This window comes from Aeromonas sp. 2HA2 (assembly GCF_029237345.1).
GTDB classification, from domain to species: Bacteria; Pseudomonadota; Gammaproteobacteria; order Enterobacterales; family Aeromonadaceae; genus Aeromonas; species Aeromonas salmonicida.
This window is the reverse complement of record NZ_JAACGB010000002.1, coordinates 273571-299102: the sequence shown is the minus strand read 5'-3', so window position 1 is coordinate 299102 and position 25532 is coordinate 273571. Positions and strand designations below refer to the sequence as shown.

General features: G+C 57.6%; 30 protein-coding genes. 8 read left to right on the top strand and 22 right to left on the bottom strand.

The window, feature by feature from the left end; all coding sequences use genetic code 11:
* Window position 1 precedes the first annotated feature (1 nt).
* Window positions 2-529, bottom strand: coding sequence for an RNA pyrophosphohydrolase (gene rppH, locus GWQ29_RS04795; protein ID WP_005313497.1), 528 nt, complete (start codon window positions 527-529; stop codon window positions 2-4).
* A gap of 733 nt (window positions 530-1262) precedes the next feature.
* On the opposite strand from rppH, the gene mutH reads away from it, so the two are divergent.
* A complete protein-coding gene (gene mutH, locus GWQ29_RS04790; RefSeq protein ID WP_275918866.1) occupies window positions 1263-1937 on the top strand; it encodes a DNA mismatch repair endonuclease MutH in 675 nt (224 codons plus the stop codon).
* Window positions 1938-2020: 83 nt separating this feature from the next.
* Window positions 2021-2344 carry an isoamylase early set domain-containing protein gene (locus tag GWQ29_RS04785; RefSeq protein WP_005313501.1) on the top strand — a complete coding sequence of 108 codons (324 nt, stop codon included), beginning with the start codon at window positions 2021-2023 and terminating at the stop codon, window positions 2342-2344.
* A 128-nt stretch (window positions 2345-2472) separates the two neighbouring features.
* On the opposite strand, the gene rplS is transcribed toward GWQ29_RS04785, so the two are convergent.
* The 5 genes from rplS to ffh all read right to left on the bottom strand — a co-directional run bounded on the left by rplS (window position 2473) and on the right by ffh (window position 5990).
* On the bottom strand, window positions 2473-2820 hold the full coding sequence (rplS, locus tag GWQ29_RS04780) for a 50S ribosomal protein L19 (protein ID WP_005313505.1): 348 nt from the start codon (window positions 2818-2820) through the stop codon (window positions 2473-2475).
* A gap of 32 nt (window positions 2821-2852) precedes the next feature.
* Window positions 2853-3602 (bottom strand): tRNA (guanosine(37)-N1)-methyltransferase TrmD, encoded by a 750-nt coding sequence (trmD, locus tag GWQ29_RS04775; RefSeq protein WP_005313508.1) that lies wholly within the window; start codon window positions 3600-3602, stop codon window positions 2853-2855.
* Window positions 3603-3636: 34 nt separating this feature from the next.
* A complete protein-coding gene (gene rimM, locus GWQ29_RS04770) occupies window positions 3637-4158 on the bottom strand; it encodes a ribosome maturation factor RimM (RefSeq protein ID WP_005313510.1) in 522 nt (173 codons plus the stop codon).
* Between the two features lie 24 nt (window positions 4159-4182).
* Complete coding sequence (gene rpsP / locus GWQ29_RS04765) at window positions 4183-4431, bottom strand: 30S ribosomal protein S16 (RefSeq protein ID WP_021141082.1); 249 nt, start codon at window positions 4429-4431, stop codon at window positions 4183-4185.
* A 179-nt stretch (window positions 4432-4610) separates the two neighbouring features.
* Entirely contained in the window at window positions 4611-5990 is a 1380-nt protein-coding gene (gene ffh, locus GWQ29_RS04760; protein ID WP_042467608.1) for a signal recognition particle protein, read from the bottom strand.
* A 298-nt stretch (window positions 5991-6288) separates the two neighbouring features.
* Here ffh and ccsA point away from each other — a divergent pair, with 298 nt between their 5' ends.
* Entirely contained in the window at window positions 6289-7080 is a 792-nt protein-coding gene (gene ccsA, locus GWQ29_RS04755) for a cytochrome c biogenesis protein CcsA (RefSeq protein WP_034523623.1), read from the top strand.
* Between the two features lie 39 nt (window positions 7081-7119).
* Complete coding sequence (locus GWQ29_RS04750; RefSeq protein WP_021138818.1) at window positions 7120-8400, top strand: CNNM domain-containing protein; 1281 nt, start codon at window positions 7120-7122, stop codon at window positions 8398-8400.
* A gap of 31 nt (window positions 8401-8431) precedes the next feature.
* Here the strand turns inward: GWQ29_RS04750 and GWQ29_RS04745 are convergent, their stop codons facing one another.
* Window positions 8432-8905, bottom strand: coding sequence for an Rrf2 family transcriptional regulator (locus GWQ29_RS04745; RefSeq protein WP_034523613.1), 474 nt, complete (start codon window positions 8903-8905; stop codon window positions 8432-8434).
* A gap of 111 nt (window positions 8906-9016) precedes the next feature.
* On the opposite strand from GWQ29_RS04745, the gene hmpA reads away from it, so the two are divergent.
* A complete protein-coding gene (gene hmpA, locus GWQ29_RS04740) occupies window positions 9017-10210 on the top strand; it encodes an NO-inducible flavohemoprotein (RefSeq protein ID WP_169046788.1) in 1194 nt (397 codons plus the stop codon).
* A gap of 96 nt (window positions 10211-10306) precedes the next feature.
* On the opposite strand, the gene GWQ29_RS04735 is transcribed toward hmpA, so the two are convergent.
* The 8 genes from GWQ29_RS04735 to GWQ29_RS04700 form a co-directional block, all read right to left on the bottom strand.
* Window positions 10307-10897 carry an SEL1-like repeat protein gene (locus GWQ29_RS04735; RefSeq protein ID WP_169046789.1) on the bottom strand — a complete coding sequence of 197 codons (591 nt, stop codon included), beginning with the start codon at window positions 10895-10897 and terminating at the stop codon, window positions 10307-10309.
* Between the two features lie 469 nt (window positions 10898-11366).
* Complete coding sequence (gene mdh / locus GWQ29_RS04730) at window positions 11367-12302, bottom strand: malate dehydrogenase (RefSeq protein ID WP_017411604.1); 936 nt, start codon at window positions 12300-12302, stop codon at window positions 11367-11369.
* Window positions 12303-12523: 221 nt separating this feature from the next.
* Entirely contained in the window at window positions 12524-13186 is a 663-nt protein-coding gene (gene artM, locus GWQ29_RS04725) for an arginine ABC transporter permease ArtM (protein ID WP_005313537.1), read from the bottom strand.
* Window positions 13187-13188: 2 nt separating this feature from the next.
* Window positions 13189-13314, bottom strand: a complete 126-nt coding sequence (locus tag GWQ29_RS04720) for a hypothetical protein (protein WP_275918865.1) — start codon at window positions 13312-13314, stop codon at window positions 13189-13191.
* Window positions 13315-13316: 2 nt separating this feature from the next.
* Window positions 13317-13442 (bottom strand): hypothetical protein, encoded by a 126-nt coding sequence (locus GWQ29_RS04715; protein WP_275918864.1) that lies wholly within the window; start codon window positions 13440-13442, stop codon window positions 13317-13319.
* Window positions 13443-13444: 2 nt separating this feature from the next.
* Window positions 13445-14095 carry an arginine ABC transporter permease ArtQ gene (gene artQ / locus GWQ29_RS04710; RefSeq protein WP_275918863.1) on the bottom strand — a complete coding sequence of 217 codons (651 nt, stop codon included), beginning with the start codon at window positions 14093-14095 and terminating at the stop codon, window positions 13445-13447.
* Window positions 14096-14098: 3 nt separating this feature from the next.
* A complete protein-coding gene (locus GWQ29_RS04705) occupies window positions 14099-14836 on the bottom strand; it encodes a transporter substrate-binding domain-containing protein (protein ID WP_005313547.1) in 738 nt (245 codons plus the stop codon).
* A 25-nt stretch (window positions 14837-14861) separates the two neighbouring features.
* The gene (locus GWQ29_RS04700) at window positions 14862-15602 is read right to left on the bottom strand and encodes an ATP-binding cassette domain-containing protein (protein ID WP_005313549.1); all 741 of its coding nucleotides are present in this window, start codon (window positions 15600-15602) and stop codon (window positions 14862-14864) included.
* Window positions 15603-15803: 201 nt separating this feature from the next.
* Here GWQ29_RS04700 and argR point away from each other — a divergent pair, with 201 nt between their 5' ends.
* Window positions 15804-16274: a transcriptional regulator ArgR gene (argR, locus tag GWQ29_RS04695; RefSeq protein WP_005308670.1), complete on the top strand. Its 471-nt coding sequence runs from the start codon at window positions 15804-15806 to the stop codon at window positions 16272-16274.
* Between the two features lie 103 nt (window positions 16275-16377).
* On the opposite strand, the gene GWQ29_RS04690 is transcribed toward argR, so the two are convergent.
* The 5 genes from GWQ29_RS04690 to glnK all read right to left on the bottom strand — a co-directional run bounded on the left by GWQ29_RS04690 (window position 16378) and on the right by glnK (window position 21742).
* Entirely contained in the window at window positions 16378-17283 is a 906-nt protein-coding gene (locus GWQ29_RS04690; protein WP_265461909.1) for a Dyp-type peroxidase, read from the bottom strand.
* A gap of 88 nt (window positions 17284-17371) precedes the next feature.
* Window positions 17372-18406 carry an ABC transporter ATP-binding protein gene (locus GWQ29_RS04685; protein WP_275918862.1) on the bottom strand — a complete coding sequence of 345 codons (1035 nt, stop codon included), beginning with the start codon at window positions 18404-18406 and terminating at the stop codon, window positions 17372-17374.
* A 73-nt stretch (window positions 18407-18479) separates the two neighbouring features.
* Window positions 18480-20105 carry an iron ABC transporter permease gene (locus GWQ29_RS04680; protein ID WP_169046792.1) on the bottom strand — a complete coding sequence of 542 codons (1626 nt, stop codon included), beginning with the start codon at window positions 20103-20105 and terminating at the stop codon, window positions 18480-18482.
* Window positions 20106-20144: 39 nt separating this feature from the next.
* The gene (locus GWQ29_RS04675) at window positions 20145-21152 is read right to left on the bottom strand and encodes a Fe(3+) ABC transporter substrate-binding protein (RefSeq protein WP_234577295.1); all 1008 of its coding nucleotides are present in this window, start codon (window positions 21150-21152) and stop codon (window positions 20145-20147) included.
* A gap of 251 nt (window positions 21153-21403) precedes the next feature.
* Window positions 21404-21742, bottom strand: coding sequence for a P-II family nitrogen regulator (gene glnK, locus GWQ29_RS04670; RefSeq protein WP_265461911.1), 339 nt, complete (start codon window positions 21740-21742; stop codon window positions 21404-21406).
* Between the two features lie 201 nt (window positions 21743-21943).
* Here glnK and arfB point away from each other — a divergent pair, with 201 nt between their 5' ends.
* Both arfB and GWQ29_RS04660 read left to right on the top strand, forming a co-directional pair.
* Complete coding sequence (arfB, locus tag GWQ29_RS04665) at window positions 21944-22360, top strand: alternative ribosome rescue aminoacyl-tRNA hydrolase ArfB (RefSeq protein WP_005313563.1); 417 nt, start codon at window positions 21944-21946, stop codon at window positions 22358-22360.
* Window positions 22361-22403: 43 nt separating this feature from the next.
* The gene (locus tag GWQ29_RS04660; protein ID WP_159165465.1) at window positions 22404-22898 is read left to right on the top strand and encodes a methylated-DNA--[protein]-cysteine S-methyltransferase; all 495 of its coding nucleotides are present in this window, start codon (window positions 22404-22406) and stop codon (window positions 22896-22898) included.
* A 319-nt stretch (window positions 22899-23217) separates the two neighbouring features.
* On the opposite strand, the gene GWQ29_RS04655 is transcribed toward GWQ29_RS04660, so the two are convergent.
* Together GWQ29_RS04655 and GWQ29_RS04650 are read right to left on the bottom strand one after the other, a co-directional pair.
* Window positions 23218-24414, bottom strand: coding sequence for a NupC/NupG family nucleoside CNT transporter (locus GWQ29_RS04655; RefSeq protein WP_059111745.1), 1197 nt, complete (start codon window positions 24412-24414; stop codon window positions 23218-23220).
* A gap of 182 nt (window positions 24415-24596) precedes the next feature.
* Window positions 24597-25532 (bottom strand): LysR family transcriptional regulator, encoded by a 936-nt coding sequence (locus tag GWQ29_RS04650; protein ID WP_275919013.1) that lies wholly within the window; start codon window positions 25530-25532, stop codon window positions 24597-24599.

Sequence of the window (25532 nt, the reverse complement as noted above, 5' to 3'; positions counted from 1 at the left end):
CTTAGCGAGAGCGGTTGCGCCGCCCATCTTTCCGATTTACTTGCACCACAGGCACTGGCATCGCCAACGGGGCAAACTCCGTCATCACCCGTCGATAGACTTCCCGTTTGAAGGAGACAACCTGGCGTACCGGGTACCAGAAACTGACCCAACGCCAATCATCAAACTCGGGGTGACCATGACAGCCGAACTGGATCCTGGACTCCCTGCCCGGATCCAGCTGTAGCAAGAACCATTTTTGTTTTTGGCCAATACAGACCGGTGAACTGTCCCAACGAACAAGGCGTTTTGGCAAGCGGTACTTCAGCCAGTTGCGACTGGTGGCCATGATGGTCACATCCTCGGGCTTGAGGCCTATCTCCTCATACAGCTCACGATACATGGCCTGTTCTGGCGTCTCACCGTCATCAACTCCTCCCTGCGGAAACTGCCAGGAGTGCTGCCCATAGCGCTTAGCCCACAATACTTGCCCGTCACGGTTACAGATCACGATTCCGACATTGGGACGAAACCCGTCGCCATCTATCACGTGATCACCTTATAAAGGCTGAATCTATAAGGAGATTGTTCCACATTCACTCCGTGGCAGCAAACAAGGACTGCAATCCCCCACGCATGAATAACTTTCAATTTCAAGCCGACTTATGAACAAACCCAAGGATCAAGCCCCGCAAGTTGCCCACCCAGACTGTGCATAAGCCTGTTAGCAAGCGGGTATATACAGTAGTTTTGGTTATCTACTCTAAATTAAGCATCAGCATACAGCATGGCGATAAAAACAAAATATGTATTTAAATACATAGTGTTAAATGAACAGTGCTGGATCAAGATCCATGTCTTTCCCTGCCGGAGATCCGGGATCCCGATTGTGAACAAGTTCAACTGTTCAAAGATCCACCGCGGCCAATTTATCCACAGGAGTGGCACACTATCTGCCCTGCCATCGCAGCAAAAATCGGTGCAGTTTCACATTTTTTTGTAACAACACCCTGACTATTACCACTTTACGGCAGTTATCCAAGATTTCTGTGGATAACTGTGTGCAACAGCATGAGCAAACCCTTGGACAACTATTTCAACTCGGGATCCTGTGCCGGAAAGATCTGCACCATAAAGACAAATTCGTTTAAAATCATTATGATAAGTCCTTACCTACAAAACGCCCCCCCCTGTGCAGCCCCCTGTCAGGAACGGTTATAAAAACAGCGATCCTCATCAGGGATCAGACTTGCTAAAATAATTCCCCTTTGCAGGAGTCATTCATGCCCACCAATCCCCAGTCAGAACAGGAACTGCTGGCCCGTGCCGACGCTATGGCTGGCTTCTCGCTGGCACAGCTGGCCAGCGATGCAGGCATTGCTGTCCCTCGCGATTTGAGGCGGGACAAGGGCTGGGTCGGTCAACTTATCGAGTGGCAACTAGGGGCCAGCGCAGGCAGCAAGCCGGAGCAGGACTTCCCCGAGCTCGGCATCGAGCTCAAGACGATCCCCATAGATCCTTATGGCAAGCCGCTGGAAACCACCTTCGTTTGCGTAGCACCACTGATCGGCGTCAGCGGTCAGCGCTGGGAAGAGTCGAATGTGCGCAACAAGCTCTCGCGAGTACTCTGGATCCCGGTGGAGGGTAGCCGTGACATCCCCGTAGGAGAGCGCCGGATCGGCATGCCGCTGATGTGGAGCCCGAGTGAAGAGGAAGATAAATTGCTGCGCCAGGACTGGGAAGAGTTGATGGACATGATAGTGCTGGGAGAGGTCGAGCAGATCAGTGCTCGCCATGGCCAGGTGTTGCAGTTGCGCCCCAAGGCAGCTAACAACAAGGCGCTGACCCGTGCCATCGGCCGCAATGGTCAGCCAATTCTGACACTGCCACGAGGCTTTTACCTCAAGACAGGGTTCACTCATGGCCTGCTGCAACAACACTTTGCCCTGCCCCTTTGATCTCCGTTATAAACATCCTTGTCATAAAGTGATATAAAAATAGCCAGCAGCTATTTCTTCGCAATCAATGACAAGGAGGCGTCATGCCGATCAACAAGCAATTTCTCAAGTCCCGCCCCGAGGTCAAGGTGACCTTCGCGGTGGAAAAAGAGGCTGCAGGTGAAGCCGAGCAGGTATTGCTGCTGGGAGAGTTCAGCCAGTGGCAACCCATAGAGCTCAAACGGATGAAGAGCGGGGAGTTCAGAACCACCCTAAACTTGCCCACCGATGGCCCCAGCCATTTCGAATACTGCTACCAGCTGGTGAAACCGAACGGAGAGACGCTCTACGACAACGACTGGGAGGCGGACGACTATGTGCCAGGCCCCTTCGGACGGGACAACTCTGTGGTACGGGTCAATCAGTAAGCTGCGGTCAGAACGCTGGCGTACGGTCAGGATCCTGAACAGCGGACACAAAAAAGGCTCGCCATTGGCGAGCCTTTTCACTACCTGTCGAGCTATTTGCCGACATATCGACACCAATTCGAATCGAATTAGTTGAGCTTCTCTTTGATACGAGCAGCTTTACCGGACAGGTTGCGCAGGTAGTACAGTTTGGCGCGGCGAACATCACCACGACGCTTCAGTTCTACACTGTGGATCAGCGGAGAGTGAGTCTGGAATACACGCTCAACACCTTCGCCGTTGGAGATCTTGCGAACGGTGAAAGCAGAGTGCAGACCGCGGTTACGCTTGGCAATAACGATGCCTTCGAAAGCCTGCAGACGCTCTTTGCCACCTTCTTTAACACGAACTTGAACACGTACGGTGTCGCCCTGGGCAAATGCCGGGATGTCGGTACGCAGTTGCTCTTGTTCAAGCTGCTGAATAATCTTGCTCATTGTCTTTCCTTACCTAGGATAAACTGAAAACTCTACTTAACGCTGTCACGCACTTCGCGGACATACTCGGCAAGAAGTGATTCTTGCTCGTCAGTCAGAGCTAGGTTGTTAATAAGTTCCGGCCTTCTTTGCCAGGTTCGTCCGAGCGACTGTTTGAGACGCCAGCGCCTGATCACTTCGTGATTGCCGCTTGTCAGCGCCTCGGGCACCGCCAATCCATCCAACAACTCCGGCCGAGTGTAGTGGGGATGATCCAGCAAGCCATCCGTGAAGGAGTCTTGCTCGGCACTGGCCTGATCACCCAAAACCCCGGGGACCAGACGCGAAACCGCATCGATCAGGGTCATGGCAGGCAACTCGCCACCACTTAACACGTAATCCCCGATAGACCACTCTTCGTCGACTTCGGTTTGTATCACGCGTTCATCGATACCTTCGTATCGACCGGCTACCAGAATCAGTTTCTGATTCGTCGCCAACTCGGTTACGCCAGCTTGAGTCAGCTTGCGTCCCTGAGGAGAGAGATAGATGACTTTCGCCCCGTCTCCCGCCGCTTGCTTGGCTGCATGAATCGCGTCACGCAGCGGCTGAACCATCATCAACATGCCGGGCCCACCACCATAAGGACGATCATCGACCGTACGGTGTTTGTCGTGGGTAAACTCCCGGGGGTTCCAGCACTCAATCTGCAGCAGGCCGCTCTTGACGGCCCGACCCGTTACCCCGTGCTCGGTAATGGCTCGGAACATTTCCGGGAAGAGGCTAATCACCCCAATCCACATAAGAAACCTCCGGCACTCGTGTTACCGCGGGAAACTAGAAACCAGGATCCCAATCAACTTCGATTGTTCGAGCAGTCAGATCAATATGCTTGATCACCTGCTCTTCCAGGAACGGAATCAACCGCTCCTTCGCGCCAAAGGCATCTTTTACATTGGCCTCAACCACCAACACATCGTTGGAGCCGGTTTCCATCAATTCGGTCACCTTGCCCAGGTCGTATCCCTTGGTGGTCGATACCGAGCAACCAATCAGGTCACGCCAGTAAAACTCACCTTCAGGCAACGCAGGCAACAGATCGGCGGGTACGCCAATCTCGACATTGGTCAATGCCAGGGCATCTTCACGCAGATCGATACCATCGATCTTGCAAATTAGACCCTTGTTGTGACGTTTCCAGGCCGAGACCTTGAGTTCACGCCACACCCCGTTCTGATTGATCATCCAGGGGTTGTAATCGAAAATCGCTTCGGCAACATCGGTGAAGGAGTTCACTTTAAGCCAGCCCTTGATGCCATAAACGGTACCCAGAGTGCCCAGAACTACAGGTTTTTCCACCTTAACTCCTTACCGTTGGGCTGATTAAGCAGCTTTGGCAGCGTCTTTGATCAGCTTGGCAACGCGGTCAGAAACAGCGGCACCAGTAGCAACCCAATGCTCGATACGAGCCAGGTCCAGATTCAGCTTTTCAGCAGAACCAGAAGCGACCGGGTTGAAGAAACCAACGCGCTCGATGAAGCGACCGTCACGAGCGCAACGGCTGTCAGAAACTACTACCTGGTAAAACGGACGCTTTTTCGCGCCACCACGTTGTAAACGAATGGTTACCATATCGTCCTCATAAACATCTAATGAACAAGGCCTGCAAATACGCAGACCCTAGCTTAAAATAAGCCGCGTAATTCTACTTGGATTCGTAATAATTGCAACCAAGCCAGCTATTTTTTGCGCAAGGGTTGGCATGAAAAAGGCTCACCTCGGTGAGCCTTTCTGCCTGACAAGCAGGAAAATCAGAACGGACCGCGACCACCGCCACCGAATCCGGGCGGCAGCATGTTCTTCATCTGCCCCATCATCTTGCGCATGCCGCCCTTGCCGGACATCTTTTTCATCATGCGCTGCATTTCGGTGAACTGCTTGAGCAGCTTGTTCACGTCCTGCACCTGCATGCCGGAGCCTGCAGCGATGCGGCGCTTGCGGGAACCCTTGATGAGATCAGGATGGGCGCGCTCCTTGGGCGTCATGGAGCTGATAATGGCCTCCATCCGCACTGTGAGTTTGTCATCCATCTGATCTTTCACGTTATCCGGCAGGCCGGACATGCCCGGCAGCTTGTCGAGCATGCCCATCATGCCACCCATGTTGCGCATCTGGGCCAGCTGTTCACGGAAGTCTTCCAGATCGAAGCCTTTGCCACTCTTGACCTTGTTGGCCAGTTTGGCTGCCTTCTCCTTGTCGACCGTGCGCTCCACTTCCTCGATAAGCGACAGTACATCACCCATGCCGAGGATGCGGGAAGCGAGGCGATCCGGATGGAATGGCTCCAACGCGTCTGTCTTCTCACCCATACCGATGAACTTGACCGGCTTGCCGGTGATATGGCGCACGGAAAGGGCGGCACCACCACGGGCGTCACCGTCGGCCTTGGTGAGGATCACGCCGGTGAGCGGCAGCGCCTCGTTGAACGCCTTGGCAGTGTTGGCGGCATCCTGACCCGTCATGGCATCCACCACGAACAGGGTCTCGACCGGCTTGATGGTGGCGTGGAGATGGATGATCTCGTCCATCATGTCGCTGTCGACGTGCAGACGACCGGCGGTATCCACGATCACAACGTCATAGAACTTCTTGCGCGCCTGATCGATGGCTGCGGTGGCGATATCAACCGGTTTCTGGCTGGCATCACTCGGGAAGAAGTCGACGCCGACATCGCTTGCCAGGGTTTCCAGCTGCTTGATCGCCGCAGGGCGATAGACGTCGGCACTGACGACCAGCACTTTCTTCTTGCTTCGCTCTTTGAGCAACTTGGCCAGTTTACCAACCGTAGTGGTCTTACCGGCACCCTGCAGACCTGCCATCAGTATGATGGCGGGCGGCTGGGCAGCGAGGTTGAGCTGTTCATTGGCCTCCCCCATCACAGAGACCAGCTCGCCGTGCACTATCTTGATGAAGGCCTGGCCCGGGCTCAGGGACTTGGCTACTTCCTGGCCCACGGCACGTTCTTTCACGCGGGCAACGAAGTCACGCACTACCGGCAGGGCGACGTCCGCCTCGAGCAGCGCCATGCGCACTTCGCGCAAGGTATCCTTGATGTTTTCTTCGGTCAGCCGGCCACGGCCACTGACATTGCGCAAGGTGCGCGAGAGTCGTTCAGTCAAATTCTCAAACATGACGCATTCCGGTTCTTGGCGTAACAAATAGGGGGATTATACCCCAGTCAGCCCTGTGAGGACGATTATTCACCGCTCGTGGCGCTCATCAGCCAGCTAACGGGCAAGCTTAACAAATGGGGGCATTATAATACCTCAGCCAGCGTGAGGTAGCGCTGGAGGACAATTATTCACCGCGCAAAGCGGTCGCCTGCTGCCTATATATGGGCAGATCGGCGGTAGCACAACTGGCGAGCATATCTTGTGCAAGGTATACTGCCACTCCTGTTCCAACCGCTTGTTCAACAACGACCTGGTTATGATCGTGATCTCTATTCTGGCCCTGGCATTCTATCTGCTCGCCATCGTCGCCTCGCTGCACCTGCTGCTCAATGCCAAACAAGTCGGGCAAGCGCCCCTGTTTGCCTGCATAGGACTGGCTCTGGTCGCCCATGGCGCGTCGGTTGCCAGCGAAGTGCTGGTGACCCATTCCGGCCAGAATCTCAGCATGCTCAACGTCGCGTCTCTGGTCAGCCTTATCATCAGTTGCTTCATGACCTGCGTCACCCGTCGCTTCAACGGCTGGATCCTGCTGCCCGTGGTCTACAGTTTTTCCGCCCTGCTGCTGGCCGCCAGTGCCCTGATACCGGGTCGCTATATCACCCATCTGGAAGCTCACCCCCAGTTGCTGCTGCACATAGGTCTCGCGCTGATGGCCTATTCGGTGCTGATGATCGCCGGTCTTTTTGCACTGCAGCTTGCTTGTCTGGACCGTCAGTTGAAGTCCCGCAAGATCAGCCAGCTACCGTCCATGCCCCCCTTGATGACGGTAGAGAAGCGTCTGTTCCAGCTCATCTCGGCAGGTCTGTTCCTGCTGACGCTTTCCATCGCCTCCGGTCTGTTCTTTCTGGAGGACATGTTCGCCCAGGGTAAATCCCACAAGGCAATCCTCTCGATCCTTGCCTGGTGCGTCTACGTATTGCTGTTATGGGGTCACCATACTCGTGGTTGGCGTGGCCGCAGGGTCATTACCCTGAGTTTTGTCGGCAGTGTCATCCTGACGCTGGCCTATTTCGGCAGCCGCTTCGTGAAAGAAGTGCTGCTGAGCTGATATTCACTTTTACTCACCTAGCCCCAACAGGAGCCCTTTTTGGACAGCATCTCAACGAGTACACTACTGATTGTCCTCGTTATCTTGATCTTTCTATCCGCTTTCTTCTCCAGCTCCGAAACCGGCCTGATGTCCATCAACCGCTACAAGCTGCGGCATCTGGCACAGACCAAACACAAAGCCGCACGCCGTGTCGAGCAACTGCTCGCCCGCCCTGATCGTCTGCTGGGCCTGATCCTGATAGGCAACAACCTGGTCAACATCTTCGCCTCGGCCATCGCCACCATTGTCTGTATCCGGCTGTTTGGCGATCTGGGTGTTGCCATCGCCACCTTCGGTCTGACCCTGGTCGTGCTGGTATTTGGCGAAGTCACCCCCAAAACCCTAGCGGCCATGTTCCCCGAAAGAATTGCCTACCCCGCCTCCTGGATCCTCAAGGGGCTTATGGTGCCGCTCTACCCCTTCGTCTGGCTGATCAATGGCATCACCAGCGGCCTGCTCAAGCTGCTGCGAGTCACTCCCAACAAGAATGATGCTCTCAATACCGAGGAACTGCGCACCATAGTCAACGAGGCCGGAAGTCTCATCCCCCAGCGCCATCAGGAGATGCTGCTTAGTATCCTGGACCTGGACAAGATGACGGTGGAGCACATCATGGTGCCACGCAGCGAGATCTACGCCATCGACATCAACGATGACTGGAAAAGCATACTGCGCCAGCTGGCCCACGGCGCCCACACCAAAATACTGCTCTATCGAGACAACATCGATGACGTGGTGGGCTTTCTGCACGCCCGCGATGCGCTGCGGCTGATGGCCAGGGATCAGTTCAACAAGTCGAGCCTGCTGCGGGAAGTGGACGAGATCTACTTCATCCCGGAAGGGACGCCGCTCAATGTGCAACTGGCCAAATTCCAGCGCAACAAGGAGCGGATCGGCCTCATTGTGGATGAGTACGGTGACATTCAGGGGCTGATCACTCTGGACGACATTCTGGAGGAGATAGTGGGCGATTTCACCACCACCATTACTCCCGCGCCCAGCGAAGAGATCCATCCTCAACCGGACGGTTCTTTCCTGGTGGAAGGATCGGCCAGCATCCGCGAGCTGAACAAGGAGATGAACTGGCAACTGCCCATCGACGGGCCGAGAACCCTCAATGGCGCAATTCTGGAATATCTGGAAGAGATCCCCCAGCCCAACATCAGCCTGCGGCTCGCTGGCTATCCCATCGAGATCATGGAAGTAGAGAACAACATGGTGAAGATGGCGCGGATCATGCCAGATTTATACCGCAACGTATCGGGTTTCGAAGATTGAAAAAAGGCTGCCGATGGCAGCCTTTTTTATCTCACTCATTCTCGTCGTCGGGCTCTGGTTCCAGCACCAGGGTCGGGATCAGTTCACCGAACACCTTCTGCAGCTCGTCGCGATTGGCCAGCAGGTCTTGCAGCGTGTAGCTGTCCATCACCGCCAGGAAGGCGTTCATCGCCTCCTTCAGGGCACTTTTCAGCAGACAGACAGAGACGATATGGCAAACGGGCGAGTTGCAGTCGATGCCGTCCAGGTTGCCCTCCAGCGCACGGATCACCTGGCCAATATTGACTGTCTCTGGCGCGCAAGCCATGCGGATCCCGCCATTCTTGCCCCGCTGTGACTGCAGATAACCCAGCTTCACCAGCTGATTCACCACCTTCACCATGTGGTTGCGAGAGACGTCATACAAGGCGGAAACCTTGGCCACGCTCGACAATTCCCCCTGTGGCAAGGTTGCCAGATAGAGCAGGGCTCTCAATCCAAAATCGGTATAGCTAGTTAGTCTCATAGGGCCTGTGTCGCATCACGCGGAAAATTGATTATTGATCCAGATCAAATAAACATCTAGGATGCGGCTTATTAAGTGACATTTTAAATGTTTAATTAGAAAGGACCCCTTATGTTAGATCAAGCCACCATCGCCGTCATCAAAAGCACCATACCTTTGCTCGAATCGGCGGGCCCTGCACTCACCCAGCACTTCTATCAGCGCATGTTCAGTCACAACCCCGAGCTGAAGGATATTTTCAACCTGGCTCACCAGCGCAGCGGCGGCCAACCGCTGGCCCTGTTCAACGCAGTGGCGGCTTATGCCAAGAACATCGACAACCTGGGGGCCCTGGCAGGTGCAGTAGAACGTATCGCCCACAAACACACGGGCTTCATGATCCAGCCGGAACAATATCACATTGTAGGTAGTCATCTCTTGGCCACGCTCAAAGAATTGGGCGGAAGTGCAGTCACCGACGAAGTGCTGGATGCCTGGGGCAAGGCTTATGGGGTACTGGCCAGTATTTTCATCGGCCGGGAGAGCGAGATCTATCAGGAGAAGGCGAGCGAGATCGGTGGCTGGCAAGGCCCCCGCCCCTTCATCATCAAAGAGAAGCGGGTCGAGAGCGAGCTCATCACTTCCTTCATGCTGGCGCCGATCGATGGCAAACCCGTGCTGCATTTCAAGCCGGGCCAGTACCTCAGCATCCAGCTCAACCACCCGGAACTGGAATATCAGGAGATCCGTCAGTACTCCCTCTCCGATGCACCCAATGGTCGCGATTACCGTATCAGCGTCAAGCGCGAGCCGCAGGGTCAGGTTTCCAACCTGCTGCATGACCATCTGCAAGTCGGTGACAAGGTGGACCTGATGCCGCCAACCGGTGATTTCTTCCTGCAAGCCAGCTCCAACACCCCAGTGGTGCTGCTCTCCGCCGGCGTGGGCCTCACCCCCATGCTGAGCATGCTCAACCAACTGCTTAGCACGGGCCATGATACCGATGTCTGCTGGCTGCACGCTTGTGAACGGGGTTCGCTGCATGCCTTCAAGGAGGATATCCAGCGCAAACGCCAACAGCACCACAAGCTGCAGAGCCGGGTTTGGTATCGGGAGCCAAGTGATCAGGATGAGCAAGGGAAGGACTACGACTTCAGCGGCACCATGGACTTGAGTCAGGTGTCCGGGTTGCTGGTACCGCAGGCCCACTACTACTTCTGCGGCCCACTCGGCTTCATGCAGGGGATCAAGACACAACTCAGCTCGGCGGGTATCCCGACCGAACAGTTGCACTACGAAGTTTTTGGCCCCCACCAGGATCTTTAATCGGGGTTGCACCATATAAAGCAGTGAGGACCCGGCCTGTCATGGCACGGCGGCCGGATCCGGACCCACAGGTGAGAGCCTGTGGGTCCTTTTTATTTAACGCATCGCCTTGGCACGGGCAATGGCGTTGGCAGGCATGCGGTTGCCCAGTCGATTCAGCAGGCTGGTCGCCTTCTGATGCTTGGCCTTGTCACCAATGACAGCACTGTGCAGCCAGTGATACGCCTCTTCATAATCCAGCGGGCTGCCCAGCCCCTGCAGCAACATCTCGACCCACTCTATCTGTGCCCGCTGAAACCCCAGACTGGCCGCTTCACGCATCAGGGTTTCAGCCTTGAGCAGATCTTTTTGCACCAGGGTGCCCTTCCAGTAATAACGGCCCAGCTGTTCCAGCGCAGGTGCCAACCCCTGATTGGCTGCCTCCCACATGAATTTGACCCCGAGCTCCGCATTGGGCTTGATGCACACTCCCCAAGCCAGCATGTCTCCCCACAGGAACTGATAGGCAGGCACCTTCATTACCTCGGCCCGCACCTCGATATCTTGGGTGAGCTGGCATCTGTCCTGTTTTACCTGCTGTAAATGACGCCCCTGTTCAATCCAGTTGAGCAGCTCGTCCTGACGATAGAGGGGCACAGCCTGCAGGTTGCCGCTGTCATCTGCACCGCTCGTCGGCGTGCTGGTCATGGGTTGACTGGTTGGAGAAAGCCCGCCATCCGACACTGTGGCAGACGCGGCTGATGAGGCAGCCGCAGCTGGCTGCGCCATTGAAGGAGCGACTGGCAGTGGTGCTGCAGGCCCGGCTGCAGACACCTCAGGCTGATATGACGCGACCGGTCCGGCGGCGGAAACCGCAGGCTGAGATACAGCCACCGGCTCGGCAGCGGAAACCGCCGGTGGGGATGTGATCGCTGACTCTGCCACGGAAACTGCACTGCTTGCCGTAGGTCCGGCGGCGGATACCTGTGGCTCCGCGCCCTGTGCCTGGGTCGTCAGCAAACAAGCAAGGCCAAAAAAGGTAAGGGGTTTCATCATAAGGTTCTCCTGCTGCTCTCTGTTATCGGCAGCCAGGCCCATCCCCTTAGCCCGTCACCGTCAGCACCCTGCAGCAATGACAAAGGGGAGCCGAAGCTCCCCTTATTGTCAGCCATGCGGCTTACTTGACGAACTCGACACCCAGCTGGATATCGGCTTTCAGAGTGGCCAGCATGCCCTCCATCGCCTCTTGCTCGAAGGCACTCAGCTTGCCGTAGTCCAGCACGGTTTCGACGCCGTTCTTGCCCAGCAAGATGGGCTGCGCGAAGAAGGTAGCGTGCTTGCCATCCCCTTCCACATAAGCGCACTCGATGACGTTGGCTTCGCCCTGCAGACCCTTGATGAGGGACAGGCCAAAACGGCAGGCAGCCTGACCCATGGAGAGGGTGGCAGAACCGCCACCGGCCTTGGCTTCAACCACTTCGGTGCCGGCGTTCTGGATACGCTTGGTCATGGCTGCCACTTCTTCTGCAGAGAAGGAAGCCCCTTCGATCTGGGACAGCAGCGGCAGTATGGTCACGCCACTGTGGCCGCCGATCACGTTGACACGCACCTTGTCGACATTCAGACCCTTGGCGTCGGCCACGAAGGTCTCGGCGCGGATCACATCCAGGGTGGTGACGCCAAACAGGCGACGCTTGTCGTAGACACCGGCTTTTTTCAGCACTTCAGCCGCGATGGCGACCGTGGTGTTGACCGGGTTGGTGATGATGCCGATCAGCGCTTTCGGACAGGAGGCGGCACATTTTTCGACCAGATTCTTGACGATACCGGCGTTGATATTGAACAGATCGGAACGATCCATGCCGGGCTTGCGCGCCACACCGGCGGAGATCAGCACCACATCGGCGCCGACCAGAGCGGGGCTCGGATCTTCACCGCAGAAACCTTTTACTTTCACGTCAGTCGGGATATGGCTCAGATCGACCGCCACACCCGGAGTGACAGGGGCTATGTCATACAGGCTCAGTTCGGAACCAGCAGGGAGGCGGTTTTTCAACAGCAGAGCGAGGGCTTGGCCGATGCCACCGGCGGCACCCAGAACGGCAACTTTCATGATCAACTCCATGTTTAAGCGTAGGTTTAAGGTTGTTTCTTGTTGTGGGCCCAACCTTAATGGATCCCCCCATAAAAAACAATCTGATAACAGTTGCAATCACGGGTTCTGTGAGCCAATAAACAGGCGGCGCATAAAAATGGGGGGAAATGCAAAAAATCAGAGGAGAAGCACAGATTTCCCGCATTTATACCTACCACAAAGAGGTAGATCTACCGAGCTCACGCCTGGAATGCCAGGGCTCGCCGTTCACACCAGCGAAACCCAATTGTTAACAATCCGTTCATGGTCAGGTAAAGCGCACCGGCCACAGTGAACACAGCCAGGGTGTCATAGGTCTGGGCGTTGAGGCGCTGGGCCAGGCCCATCACGTCCATGATGGTGATGGTGCTGGCCAGTGAACTGCCCTTGAGCACCAGGATCACCTCGTTGGAATAGGCGGGCACCAGTCGCCGCGCAGCATGGCGCACCTTCATCCACAGGGTCTGCCCGGCCGAAAAGCCGAGGGCACGGCAGGCCTCCACCTCACCGGACGGAATGGCATCGAGCGCCCCCTTGAACAAGCGGGTTGAATAGGCCGCAGTGTTGAAACCAAGGGCCAGCACGGCGCAGAACCAGGGCTGCTTGAGCAGCGGCCAGAGCGGCCCGGATTTGAGCCACTCGAACTGTCCCGGCCCGTAGTAGATGAGGAAGATCTGGATCAGCAGCGGCGTGCCGGTGAAGATCAGCACCCACAGCTGTACCAGCTGGGTCGCCACCGGAATGCGCTGCTCCAGCACCCATGTCATGGCAGCCGCCATCAGTACGCCGAGCAGCAGACTGAGGGCAGTTAATTGCAAGGTGATCGCCAGACCACCCAGCAGAGTCATGAAATAGTCCTGCATGGTCAACCTCCGTAGCGGCGGGTATAGCGGGCTGTCTGCTTAAACCCGAATTCACTCAGCTGACTGAAGACGGTCGATTGCAGAGTGATCACTAATCCCCCCAGCAGAGTCGTGAAATAGTCCTGCATGGTCAACCTCCGTAGCGGCGGGTATAGCGGGCTGTCTGCTTAAACCCGAATTCACTCAGCTGACTGAAGACGGTCGGTTGCAGGGTCATCACTAATCCCCCCAGCAGAGTCGTGAAATAGTCCTGCATGGTCAACCTCCGTAGCGGCGGGTATAGCGGGCAGCCTGCTTGAGGCCGAATTCACTCACCAGACTGATGGCAAGATAGATGAGGGCCGCGGCGGCATACCAGGTAAAGGGTTCATAGGTGCTGGCCGAGGCCATCTGGGCCTGACGCATCATCTCGTTCACCCCTATGAGGGAGACCAGCGCCGTATCCTTGAGCAACACCAGCCACTGATTGCCGAGGCCCGGCAGGGCATGACGCCAGGCTTGGGGCAACACGATGCGAAAGAAGATGTGCCCCTTGCCAAGACCGAGCGCCAACGCCGCCAACCGCTGTCCGGCGGGCACTGCATTGATCGCTGCCCGCAGAGTCTGGGTGGCATAGCTGGCAAACAGCAGAGAGAGCGCCAGCACGCCACAGGCGAACGGGCTGAATTCCACATACTCGCCTGTAATGAGAAACAGCACCTGGGTCGAGCCGAAGTAGATGAACAGCACCACCAACAGCTCGGGCAAGCCACGGATCAAGGTGGTCAGTGTAGCCACAGGCCACACCAGCCAAGGCTGTTTACTCAGCTCGGCGGCGCTCAATCCCAGCGCCAATACCATGCCGCCGACCAGTGATGCCAAGGCCAGCCCGAGGGTCATCCAGGCTGCATCCAACAACAGGCTCAACATGGCTTACTGCGCGAAGTATTTGTCGAAGATTTTTTGATAGGTGCCGTTGGCCTTGATTTCGGCCAGCCCCTTGTTCAGCTGGGTCAGCAGCTCCAGGTTACCCTTGGCCACTGCGATGCCAAAGCCGGTACCGAAGTACTTGGCATCGGTCACAGGCGCACCGATCACGACGTACTCCTTGTGCTGCTTGAGCCAGTCGGCCGCGACTGCAGTATCGGCAAACACACCATCGGTACGGCCATTCATCATGTCGAGGAAGGCACTCTGGTAACTGGCATAGGGCACTGTCAGCAAGCCTTTGCTGATCCAGTTATCCACCAGATAGGACTGATGGGAGGAACCATTCTGCACGCCGACCGTCTTGTCGACCAAGTCTTCCGGCCCCTTGAAGGTCCCTTTCTTGGCCACGAACACGGCTGAGTTTTCATAATAGATGTCGGAGAAGTCGACCTGGGCTGCCCGCTCCGGGGTCACATCCATGGCTGCGATGGCAGCGTCATAGCGACGGAACTTGAGGCTGGGGATCAGGCTGTCGAAGGCCTGGTTGTGGAAGCTGCACTCCAGCTTGACCTGGGTACAGATGGCACGGGCCAGGTCGATGTCAAAGCCCTGAAACTCGTTTTTGTCGTCCAGATATTCGAACGGTGCATAAGTCGCCTCGGTGGCGAACTTGATCTCTTTGGCCAGCACAGAGGTGCTCAGCAAACCCATGGCAGCAACCAGCAACAGACTCTTTTTCATGACAGCTTCCTTATCGATTTGAATATCAATGCATCAAGAATTCGGCAAACCGGCTGGTTTGCGGGGATTGGAAAATGGCGGCGGTACCGGACTCGATGATCCGCCCCTTTTCCAGATAAATCACCTGACTGGCCACCTTGCGGGCAAACTCCACCTCGTGGGTCACCACCACCTGGGTAATACCGGTCTGGCCCAGATTGCGGATGATCTCGGCCACCTCTTTGGTGATCTCGGGATCGAGTGCAGCCGTCGGCTCGTCAAACAGCAGCACTTGCGGATCCATCATCAGGGTACGGGCAATGGCCACCCGTTGCTGTTGACCACCCGAGAGGCGGGCAGGCCAGGCATCACGCTTGTCGGCCAGTTGCAACTGGGTCAACAGGTAGGCGCCCTTCTCGATAGCCGCGGCCTTGCTCATGCCGAGCAACTTGACGGGTGCCTCTATGAGGTTCTCCATCACGGTCAGATGTGGCCAGAGATTGTACTGCTGGAACACCATGCCCACCTTGCGACGCAGTGCCTGCGCCTGACGGTTGAATTCGGCAGCAGACAGGCCGGACGGGAAAGAAAATTCACTTTCACCGATGCGCAATACGCCGGCATCCGGCGTGTCCAGCAAGTTCATCATGCGTAGCAGCGAGCTCTTGCCAGCACCGCTCGGGCCCAGCAGCACCAAGGTTTCACCGGGCTCAGTCCGAAAGCTGACATCTTGCAGTACCGGCACCTTGTGCCAGGATTTTGCGATACCGATTAGTTCAATACCCATACAGCCCAATTGAATAAGTTTTCAAAATTTCGTCCCGATTTTAGCCCCAACATGGGGGGATGCAAGCTAATTTTGAATCAATATGCAGCACAACCGCCGCTTCCTTGCAAAAATAGGCACATGAATGCAAAATGGGCACGCTGTTCATATCTGCCGCCTGAGCGTGACAGGCAGCCACACCTCCTCATTCGTGAGTCCAAGATGAAACACAACGACAAGCAAGAAAAACTGGCCAAGGCCTTTAAAGCCTTGCTGAAAGAAGAACGATTTGGCTCCCAGGCAGAGATAGTGACTGCCCTGCAAGAGATGGGCTTCGAAAACATCAACCAGTCCAAGGTATCGCGCATGCTGAGCCGCTTCGGCGCCGTTCGCACCCGCAATGCCAAGATGGAGATGGTTTACTGCCTGCCGGTGGAACTGGGTGTACCCACTACTTCCAGCCCGCTCAAGAACCTGGTACTCGACGTCGACCACAACGGCGCCCTGGTCGTGATCCACACCAGCCCGGGTGCAGCCCAGCTGATCGCCCGCCTGCTCGACTCACTCGGCAAGGCAGAAGGGATCCTCGGCACTATCGCCGGTGATGACACCATCTTCATCACTCCGACCAGCGACACCGATATCGAAGAGCTCTATCTCTCCGCCCTCGAGCTGTTCGAACAGACCCCTTAATGTCAGCCAATGCGCAGGCCACCGCCTACTAGCGGTACCGCCAGAACGCAAAATCCCGGCCTTGGCCGGGATTTTTGTTTTCTGCGCACAGGTAAATGCTGACTTATTGACCCTTTGCCACCAGAAAATCTTCCGAGGGGGCAAAGAAGGCCGCACCAGTCACTGCCGTGGTGAAGCGCAGCAGGTGATCAAAATGGCCGCCCTCCCCCTTGTACATGCTGGCCATCATGGCATTGAAGTGCAACGGCGTGCGGCAGCAGGAGATGAAATAGAGTCCCTGCTCCGTCATGGTGCCCCAGGGCATGCTCTGACGCAGTATCTCCATGGATTCACCTTTGGGCGTCTTGAGGTTGACCCGCTTGATATGGGAGGTCAGCGGCTTATCGGCCGACTCGTATTCGATGTTGTCGCGCTTGGTGCGGCCAATGATGTCTTCCTGCTCCTTCAGGGCGAGCTTCTCCCAGTCGCTCATGGCATGTACCCAGCGCTGCACATGGACATAGGAGCCGCCGGCAAACTCGCCTCCCTCAAGCAAGGCCACCTCAGCGCGGTGTTCGTCTTGCGGGTTCTCGGTGCCATCGACGAAACCGGTCAGGTCACGGCAATCCAGGTTGCGGAAACCGCGCACCTCTTCGGCCAGTTCCACCAGTCCGGCCAGCAGCGCCATCACCCTTTGACCGGCGTGATGCAAAACATCGACCCGATCGGCACGCAACTGCACGAAGAGGTCGAACGGCGTATTTGGCGCCTGCTGACCGTTGGCTGATTGCGTCATAAAGCCGCGAAACTGGGGCGGACGGGCCACAGGGTAGAGGTCATCCCAGGCATCGGCGCCGACGGCGACCAGGCCGGTGAAACCGGCATCGGGGAAATCGGCGGCAACCGCTTCCCACAGGGCAGGCAAGCTGGCCAGACGGGCAACCAGTGCGGTCGCCTCTCCTGTGCGATTGAACATCAGATAGAGGGCGTGCAGATTCGGCTCTGCGCAGATCCCGGCTTGGGCTTTCATTTGTCTCTCCCCTGTATAGGCATTAGCGTGGCGCAATTATAAACCAGAGTGAATTCAATTCATTGATTTCATAACGATATCAAGTTGTTCACTGCACTGGTTCAAACAACACCAACCCATGGGGAGCGACCTTGACCCGAGCGCGATCCCCGCCGAGTGGCTCACCTATGCTCGCCTCCAGTCGCTGACCGCCACACTCGAACAACACCCGACAGTGATGACCGAGAAACTGCTGCTCCAGCACTGTCAGTTCGCCGTCCACGACGGCCTCCAGCAACAGTTGCTGGGGTCTGAGCATCAGTTGCAGCAGCTCGCCCAGGTTGCGACCATGGGGCTCGCAGCCAGATACCACTCCCAGCGCTGTCTTGACGCTGTGGCTATCCACTACCTCGGCAGCCAGATAGTTGACCCCGCCCAAAAACTCGGCAACGAAGCGGTTCTGCGGGCGGCGATAAAGCTGCTCCGGCTGTCCCACCTGCTCGATATGACCCGCCCGAAACAGAGCCAGCCGGTCGGCGAAGGCAAACGCCTCCTCCTTGCTGTGGCTGACGAAGATGGCGCCGATCCCCTGCTGCTTGAGCAGGGTGCGGATCTCGAGGATCAGCTTCATCCGCACCTGGGTATCTATGTTCGAGAAGGGCTCATCCAGCAACATCAACTTCGGCTTGCACACCAGTGCGCGAGCGATGGCAACCCTTTGCTGCTGCCCGCCAGAGAGTTGATGGGGATAGCGATCTCCCAGTCCCTGCAGCTTGACCAGCGTCAGCGCCTCCTCCACCTGCTGCTGACGGGCGGGGCGGTCAAGGCGAGCCAGCCCGAAACCGACGTTGTCGGCCACCGTCAGATGGGGGAAAAGGGCGTAATCCTGGAAGATCATGCCGATGTTGCGCGCCTCGGGTGGCACGCTGACGCCCGGCCCATCCAGCAGGGTAGCACCGAGGCGGATCTCCCCTTCGGCCAGCGGCAACAGGCCTGCAACGGCCTTGAGCAGCGTGGTTTTACCGCAGCCACTGGCCCCCAGCAGACAGACAATCTCGTTGTCGGCCACCGACAGAGACAGCTGCTCCAGTACATTGCGACCGTTATAACGGCAACTGACGTTCTCAACCTGCAAGCAAGACACGGCTGACTTCCTCATATTCTTTTGATTCAGGCCGACCTGCGCCGGACAACAATTCAGGGAGTGATCTGCAGACTCAGTGCCCCTGGCTATCCAGGCTGCGGTTGACCCAGATGAGCGGCAACAGTCCTACCAGCACGATAACGATGGCCCCCAGGGCGCCGCGCTCCAGCATCTCGTCCGAGACAAATTGATAGACGTGGGTCGCCAGGGTATCGAAGTTGAACGGCCGCAGCAGCAGGGCGGCGGGCAGCTCCTTCATGGATTCGATGAATACCAGCATGGCACCGGCAAACAGACCCCGTCGCACCAGCGGCAGATGAACCCGTCGCAGCATACCGCCATCTCCCTGTCCCAGGGAACGGGCCGCCATGTCGAGGCTGGGGGAGATCTTGCCCATGCTGCTCTCCACAGAACCGATGGCAATGGCCACGAAGCGCACCAGATAGCCGAATACGATGGCAGTGAGGGTACCGGTCAGCAGCAAGCCAGGCCCCTGCCCCCCAAGCCACTCGGCCAGATCATTGATACCAAAATCGAGGGCTGTCAGCGGCACCAGCACGCCGATGGCAAGCACTGTACCCGGCATGGCGTATCCCATGGCGGCGATACGCAGGGGCAGCAGACTCTTGACGCCGCCATCGAGGCGGCGGAAGAAACCGAGCAGCAGAGCTATCCCCATGGCCAGCAGGGCGGTCAGCGCCGAGATGAGCAGACTGTTGCCAGCGAAGCGGACAAACTCCGGCGTCCAGGAGAGTTCGAAATAGCGCACGCCGTAATCGAGCAGGATGACAAATGGCAGGCCGAAACCCGCCAGCACCAGTCCCCAGCACCAGAGTCCGGCCAGCCAACGGCTGACTCCCTTGAGTGGATAACGCAGCGGCTGCTCATGACCCATGGATTTCTGAAACACCTGCTGACGCTGGCGGGAGCGGCGCTCCAGCGCGATGAGCAGCACCACGGCCAGCAGCATCATGCAGGAGAGCTTGGCAGCGGTGGCCAAACTGCCATAGCCAAGCCAGGTATCATAAACCGCCGTGGTCAGGGTGTTGATGGCAAAGAAGTGGACAGTGGCAAAGTCGGCCAAGGTCTCCATCGCCACCAGGGAAACCGCCACCATGATGGCGGGGCGTGCCAACGGCAAACTGAGGCGGCGAAAGCTCTGCCAGGGGGTGCATCCCAGCAAGCGGCTGGAGTGGATCAGGCTGACCGACTGCTCCAAGAACGAAGCGCGGGCCAGCAGATAAACGTAGGGAAAGAGCACCAGTGCCAGTACCCAGGCGGCGCCGCCCAGGGATCGGATGGCCGGGAACCAGTAATCCGCCGGTCTGCTCCACTCAAACAGGGTGCGCAGCCCCGCCTGCAGCGGCCCCGAGTAGTCAAGAAGGTCGGTGTAGACGTAGGCAACGATGTAGGAGGGCATGGCCATGGGCAGCATCAGCGCCCACTGCAGGGCACGGCGCCCCGGTACCTGACACATGGCTACCAGCCAGGCGGTAGGTACGCCGAACAACAGGCTGAGCAGCACTACGCCCGCCACCAGTCCCAGCGTATTGGCCAGATAATCGAACAGCACAGTATCGGCGAGGTGGCGAAACAGGTCTCCGTCTGCCGAGAAGGCTGAGAAGATCAGGGCGAGTACCGGCAAACCCAGCAGCAGGGCGGTGGCCCAGCTGCTGACAATCCATCCACAATTTTTCATGAGACCACAGAAGTGGATGGGGCCCTTGGCCCCATCTGATTACAAGTCGAATTTTACTTCATCCAGCAACTGCAAGGCATCCTTGCGGTGCTTGGCGTACTCGCTGACCGGCATGGGATCAGACTTGAAACTGCCCCAGGACTTGACCATGGCGGAAGGCTCGACCCCGACCTTGACCGGGTACTCGGCATTCACGTCCGCATACATGTGCTGGGCAGTATCGCCAGCCAGGAACTCCATCAGCTTCTGGGCGGCTTCCTTGTTCTTGGCATGCTTGGTCATGGCCACGCCGCTCACGTTGACGTGGGCGCCACGGTCAGCCTGGTTCGGGAAGTTGATGTAGACCGCATCAGCCCAGGACTTCTGAGCCGGATCTTTCAACATGGCCCCCAGGTAGTAGCTGTTGCCGAGGGACAGATCGCAGATGCCATCCTTGATCGCCTTGACCTGATCCCTGTCGTTGCCTTGCGGCTTGCGCGCCAGGTTGGCTTTGACCCCTTCCAGCCAGGTTTTTGCATCCGCCATGCCGTGATGGGCGATCATGGATGAAACCAGCGCCACATTGTACTCATGCTTGCCGCTGCGGGTACAAATTTTCCCTTTGAATTCAGGCTTGACCAGATCTTCGTAGCTAATGGTGTCGAGTTTGCCGAGGCGTTCCTTGCTCGAATAGATGGCACGCACTCGGGTGGTCAGGGCAAACCAGCGATTCTCCGGGTCACGATAGATGGAAGGGATATTCTCCTGCAGTATCTTGCTGTCTACCGGCTGCACCAGCCCCTTGTCCACCAGATCGGTCAGACGGCTGATGTCCACGGTCAGCATCAGGTCGGCCGGAGAGAGCTTGCCTTCCCGCTCCAGACGCTCGTTCAGCCCCTCTTTGGCGAACACCACGTTGACCTTGATGCCCGATTCCTTCTCGAACTGCTGGATGATGGGCTTGATCAGTTCATCCTGACGGTTGGAGTAGACATTCACCTCTCCCGCCGCCAACGCCCCCTGAGCAGCCAGGGTAGAAAAAGCCAGTGCCAGCATCTTCATTTTCATCATCCATTCCTTGAGTTGCTATATCGAGTGATAACCATTTCTGTTTGTATTTTGCATTGGCCTCGACAGCCGGATCAAGAAAACATGGAGTGCGGGATCACATATTTAAGCGCCGTTCAAACAAAAGGGCCGGATAGAATCCTATCCAGCCCCACCATGGAGTCAATCAACGACTACCTATCGGCAACCCGTCCGGTCTGGCAATCCGAAACAGGGTTACCCATGCTCAAGCCGCCAGGGCACCCGAACGATCAGAGCGCCTCTTCATCGCTTTCACCGGTACGAATGCGCACCGCCTGCAACAAATCGTAGACAAAAATCTTGCCATCGCCGATCTTGCCGGTATACGCCGCCTTGCAGATCGCCTCTATGACCCCTTCGACGTTGTCATCGGCCGTCGCAATTTCCAGCTTCACTTTGGGTAAGAAGTCGACCTGGTACTCGGCTCCCCGGTATAATTCGGTGTGCCCTTTCTGGCGGCCAAACCCCTTGACCTCGGACACTGTCAGTCCTTCGACTCCCAGGCTGGCGACGGCTTCACGCACATCGTCCAACTTGAAGGGTTTGATAATCGCAGTAATCAGCTTCATCTGGTTGCTCCCAATCCATGGTATGTGGTGAATTGGGTATCAATTCTTGTGCCAAGTCTTTTTATTGTTTAATTTCAAAAAGATAGCATTTATGCCCTGGATGAATCCCCCCCGGCATCACCAAGGGAGCACATCTCGCCCCATAATGAGGCACCAAGCTGAACCAGCCTCTCCCTATGCACCAAACAAGAGCACAGCAGTATGCTAGTCATCTCCAACAGCGTCACCCTCCCCTGGCATGAGCTGCAGTTTCAAGCCATGCGAGCTCAGGGGGCCGGCGGCCAGCACGTCAACAAGACTGACTCCGCCGTCTGGTTGCGCTTTGATTACCGCAGCTCTCCCAGTCTGCCCCCGCTCTACAAAGAGGGGCTCGACAAGCTGAGCGACAGCCGGGTACACGATGGTTTTATCCAGATCCGGGTCGAGACCCATCGCAGCCAGGACATGAACCGAAAAGAGGCCATGAGCCGCTTGGTGGAGCTGCTCAAGAAAGCCGCCTGGCGCCCCAAGGCCCGTCATGCCACCAAGCCGACCCGCAGCTCCCAGCGCAAGCGGATCGACGCCAAGAAGCGCAAGGGCGACATCAAGTCGGCCCGCGGCAAACCCGTGCTGGAGTGATGCTGCCAGCCTTACGACTTGCCCACGCCAAGGATGAGAGAAGATGAGATACAGTTTTTGCGACAGCGCCCACGGCCCCCTGCTCATCGCCATCGATCGGGATGGCCTACGCCACGTGGAGTTCATGCAGGGCGAGCGCCCCATAATGCCAACCCCGCAGTGGCGTCAGGATGATCTGGCGCTGGCCCCTTACGTCGAGCAGTTTGCCGCCTATTTCGCCGGCCGTCTGCAACGCTTCGATCTGCCGCTCGCCGCCAAGGGAACCCCCTTCCAGCAGTCAGTGTGGCGCGCTCTGTGCGACATTCCCTATGGCAAGACCGTCAGCTATCTCGAAATAGCCCAGTCCATCGGCAACCACAAGGCGGTGCGAGCCGTGGGTGCCGCCAATGGCCGCAATCCTCTCAGCATCATAGTGCCCTGTCACAGGGTGATAGGGCGCAGCGGCGAGCTGACCGGTTATGCCGGCGGCATCCCCATCAAGCGCTGGTTGCTGGCACTGGAACAACAGAACGCCGGTTCGTTCGAGTTGACTCCTTGATAGTGGCGACATCCCTGTAAAACACTCACTTCAGCCATTGGCACAGCAGAGATCCGGCTTGTTCGAGTGGCGCCGTTTTGCGTTTATAAACATGAACATAGTATGAAGAATCGCCTCAGAAGGGCTTCAGACAGGGTCAGGCATCATGGCTTCACACTTGGATGGCATGGCTCATCCCTCATTCAAGTGGCACCCATGTGACGCTTCCAATCTGTCTTTTTCCCCGCGCCTCCTCTGAGGCGCTTTTTTTGTCTGAAAAACAACCACAAAAAGCCCGCCGAAGCGGGCTCTGACCGGAAGGTGCCAGCTTCGAGGTCAATCAGAGGGCGAGGAACAGCCCCGCCAGCGAGGCGCTCATCAGGTTCGCCAGCACACCCGCCAGTATGGCGCGCATGCCGTAACGGGCGATGAAGGACTTGCGCTCCGGCACCATGGCGCCCAGGCCACCGATGAGGATCGCCATGGAGGAGATGTTGGCGAAACCGCACAGGGCGAAGGTGACGATGGCCTTGCTCGATTCGTTCAGGGTCTGATCCTGCACCAGGGCGATGAAAGCGACGAATTCGTTGATGACTATCTTGGTCCCGATCAGGGCGCCAGCCGCCTGGGCCTGATCCCAGGGCACGCCGATCAGCCAGGAGACGGGGGCGAACAGCCAGCCCAGTATGATCTGGAAGCTCAGCTCCAGTCCCACCAGATCACCGGCCCAGCCGAGCAGGCCGTTGAGCATGGCGATCACCCCGACGAAAGCCAGCAGAGTCGCGCCGACCGCGACCGCTATGTTGAGGCCTGCCATGGCGCCATCGGCCGCCGCTTCGATCACATTGGTCGCACGGGGGATCTCCACATCCTGACAGTGGTCAACGTCTTCGGCCGCAGGCGGCACCAGGATCTTGGCCATGGCCAGACCGGCAGGTGCCGACATGAAGGCAGCCGCTATCAGGTACTTGAGCTCAACCCCGATACTGGCGTAGCCCACCAGGGTGCCGCCAGCCACGGAGGCGAGACCGCAGCTCATCACGGCGAAGAACTGGGAGTCGGACATCTTGGAGAGGTAGGGCTTGACCACCAGCGGCGCTTCCACCATGCCGACGAAGATGTTGGCGGTGGCGGAGAGGCTCTCGGCACGGCCGGTACCCAGCAGCTTCTGCAGACCGCCCCCCAGCAGGGCGATGACCCGCGGCATCAGGCCTATGTGATAGAGGATCGCGATCACCGCAGAGAAGAAGATGATGACCGGCAGCACGTTGAACGCAAAGATGAAGCCCAGCTTGAACTTGGCCAGATCCCCGAACAGGAAGGCGATCCCTTCCTGACCGTAACCGATCACGCTGCTGACGCTCTCGCTGACCCCATTCAGCACGTGCTGACCGGCAGGCAGCCAGAGCACCAGACCGGCAAAGAGGACTTGCAGGCAGAGCGCGAGACCCACTGTTCTCAACGGGATACGACGACGATTATCAGAGCAGAGTACGGCCAGGGCCAGGATACTCAGTATGCCGAGCAGGGCAATCATAGGGACTCCATCAGGTGAGGCAAAAGATGGGCGCGGATTCTGCTCCCCCCGCCCCACTACTGCAAGCCCGCCTGGTTACAGCCCTGTTAGCAAAAACGTTTGCACGATATCGGTTGCGCCAACCTGCTGATTTGGTTCAATTTTGGTATCACGCGAAAGCCAGCGTTCTTATATGGAAACAATTATTCCTCCGCACCGGACAATTTGCCGCCGAGCCAGGGGGCAAGTCGCTGCTCCCAATAGGGATTGGGGCCGAAGCTCTCCTTGAGGAAATCGATGAACAGCCGGATCTTGGGATCCAGATGTTCGCGCCTGGCGTAGACGGCGTGCACCGCCATCTTCTGGTTCGGCCGCCACTGGGGCAGCAGGGGGATCAGCTGACCGGACTGCAACTCCTTGTCCAGCAAGTAGTTGGCGACATAGGCGATACCGAGCCCGGCCAGGGCGGCATCGCGCACAGCCTCCGCCAGATCCACCCGGTAGTTGCCTGCCACCTGCACCGTCTGGCGCTCCTTGCCCTGGCGAAACGACCACTCGTGGTAGCGCCGCTCCCGGCTCTGGTAGGTGATGCAGTTGTGCTGGGCCAGATCTTTCGGGTGCAAGGGTGTGCCGTGGCTCAGCAGATAGTCAGGCGAGGCCACCAGCACGAAGTGGATATCCGCCAGCCGCTGCCCCACCAGCGCTTCGGGCTTGTCTTCATAGGTGGTGATCCAGAGATCCAGCCCCTCATCCACCAGGTTGGTTCTGTGATCGAACAAGGAGACTTCCAGCTCCAGCTCGGGGTAGCGATCCTGAAACGCCTTGAGGCGCGGGATCACGTGCAGCCGGCCAAACGACTGGCCCACCCCAAGATGAAGCACGCCACTCACCTTGCCACGGCGCTCCGCCACCATGGAGTCCGCCTCCAGCGCCACCGCAACCAAAGCGCGGCAGTGACGGGCATACTCCAGGCCGAGTTCGGTCAGGGAGAAGCGGCGAGTGGTGCGCTGCACCAGCTGGGCACCGAGTTCGGCCTCAAGCTGGGCCAGCTGTTTGCTGATGTGGGATTTGGAGACGCCGAGCCGCCGTGCGGCCGCCGAGATGCCCTGTTCACGGACCAGGGCATCGAAGATCACCAT

Bases quoted from the DNA above. Each gene is read 5' to 3' on its own strand.
- GWQ29_RS04675 (WP_234577295.1), bottom strand. From the start codon at position 21,152: ATGAAAATGAAGATGCTGGCACTGGCTTTTTCTACCCTGGCTGCTCAG.
- ffh (WP_042467608.1), bottom strand. From the start codon at position 5,990: ATGTTTGAGAATTTGACTGAACGACTCTCGCGCACCTTGCGCAATGTC.
- ccsA (WP_034523623.1), top strand. From the start codon at position 6,289: ATGATCGTGATCTCTATTCTGGCCCTGGCATTCTATCTGCTCGCCATC.
- GWQ29_RS04655 (WP_059111745.1), bottom strand. From the start codon at position 24,414: ATGATTGCCCTGCTCGGCATACTGAGTATCCTGGCCCTGGCCGTACTC.
- mdh (WP_017411604.1), bottom strand. From the start codon at position 12,302: ATGAAAGTTGCCGTTCTGGGTGCCGCCGGTGGCATCGGCCAAGCCCTC.
- GWQ29_RS04715 (WP_275918864.1), bottom strand. From the start codon at position 13,442: ATGCAGGACTATTTCACGACTCTGCTGGGGGGATTAGTGATGACCCTG.
- GWQ29_RS04650 (WP_275919013.1), bottom strand. From the start codon at position 25,532: ATGGTGATCTTCGATGCCCTGGTCCGTGAACAGGGCATCTCGGCGGCC.
- artM (WP_005313537.1), bottom strand. From the start codon at position 13,186: ATGCAGGACTATTTCATGACTCTGCTGGGTGGTCTGGCGATCACCTTG.
- arfB (WP_005313563.1), top strand. From the start codon at position 21,944: ATGCTAGTCATCTCCAACAGCGTCACCCTCCCCTGGCATGAGCTGCAG.
- hmpA (WP_169046788.1), top strand. From the start codon at position 9,017: ATGTTAGATCAAGCCACCATCGCCGTCATCAAAAGCACCATACCTTTG.
- mutH (WP_275918866.1), top strand. From the start codon at position 1,263: ATGCCCACCAATCCCCAGTCAGAACAGGAACTGCTGGCCCGTGCCGAC.
- trmD (WP_005313508.1), bottom strand. From the start codon at position 3,602: ATGTGGATTGGGGTGATTAGCCTCTTCCCGGAAATGTTCCGAGCCATT.
- GWQ29_RS04680 (WP_169046792.1), bottom strand. From the start codon at position 20,105: ATGAAAAATTGTGGATGGATTGTCAGCAGCTGGGCCACCGCCCTGCTG.
- GWQ29_RS04690 (WP_265461909.1), bottom strand. From the start codon at position 17,283: ATGAAAGCCCAAGCCGGGATCTGCGCAGAGCCGAATCTGCACGCCCTC.
- GWQ29_RS04705 (WP_005313547.1), bottom strand. From the start codon at position 14,836: ATGAAAAAGAGTCTGTTGCTGGTTGCTGCCATGGGTTTGCTGAGCACC.
- GWQ29_RS04785 (WP_005313501.1), top strand. From the start codon at position 2,021: ATGCCGATCAACAAGCAATTTCTCAAGTCCCGCCCCGAGGTCAAGGTG.
- GWQ29_RS04720 (WP_275918865.1), bottom strand. From the start codon at position 13,314: ATGCAGGACTATTTCACGACTCTGCTGGGGGGATTAGTGATCACTCTG.
- rpsP (WP_021141082.1), bottom strand. From the start codon at position 4,431: ATGGTAACCATTCGTTTACAACGTGGTGGCGCGAAAAAGCGTCCGTTT.
- GWQ29_RS04745 (WP_034523613.1), bottom strand. From the start codon at position 8,905: ATGAGACTAACTAGCTATACCGATTTTGGATTGAGAGCCCTGCTCTAT.
- glnK (WP_265461911.1), bottom strand. From the start codon at position 21,742: ATGAAGCTGATTACTGCGATTATCAAACCCTTCAAGTTGGACGATGTG.
- rplS (WP_005313505.1), bottom strand. From the start codon at position 2,820: ATGAGCAAGATTATTCAGCAGCTTGAACAAGAGCAACTGCGTACCGAC.
- argR (WP_005308670.1), top strand. From the start codon at position 15,804: ATGAAACACAACGACAAGCAAGAAAAACTGGCCAAGGCCTTTAAAGCC.
- GWQ29_RS04700 (WP_005313549.1), bottom strand. From the start codon at position 15,602: ATGGGTATTGAACTAATCGGTATCGCAAAATCCTGGCACAAGGTGCCG.
- artQ (WP_275918863.1), bottom strand. From the start codon at position 14,095: ATGTTGAGCCTGTTGTTGGATGCAGCCTGGATGACCCTCGGGCTGGCC.
- GWQ29_RS04660 (WP_159165465.1), top strand. From the start codon at position 22,404: ATGAGATACAGTTTTTGCGACAGCGCCCACGGCCCCCTGCTCATCGCC.
- GWQ29_RS04735 (WP_169046789.1), bottom strand. From the start codon at position 10,897: ATGACCAGCACGCCGACGAGCGGTGCAGATGACAGCGGCAACCTGCAG.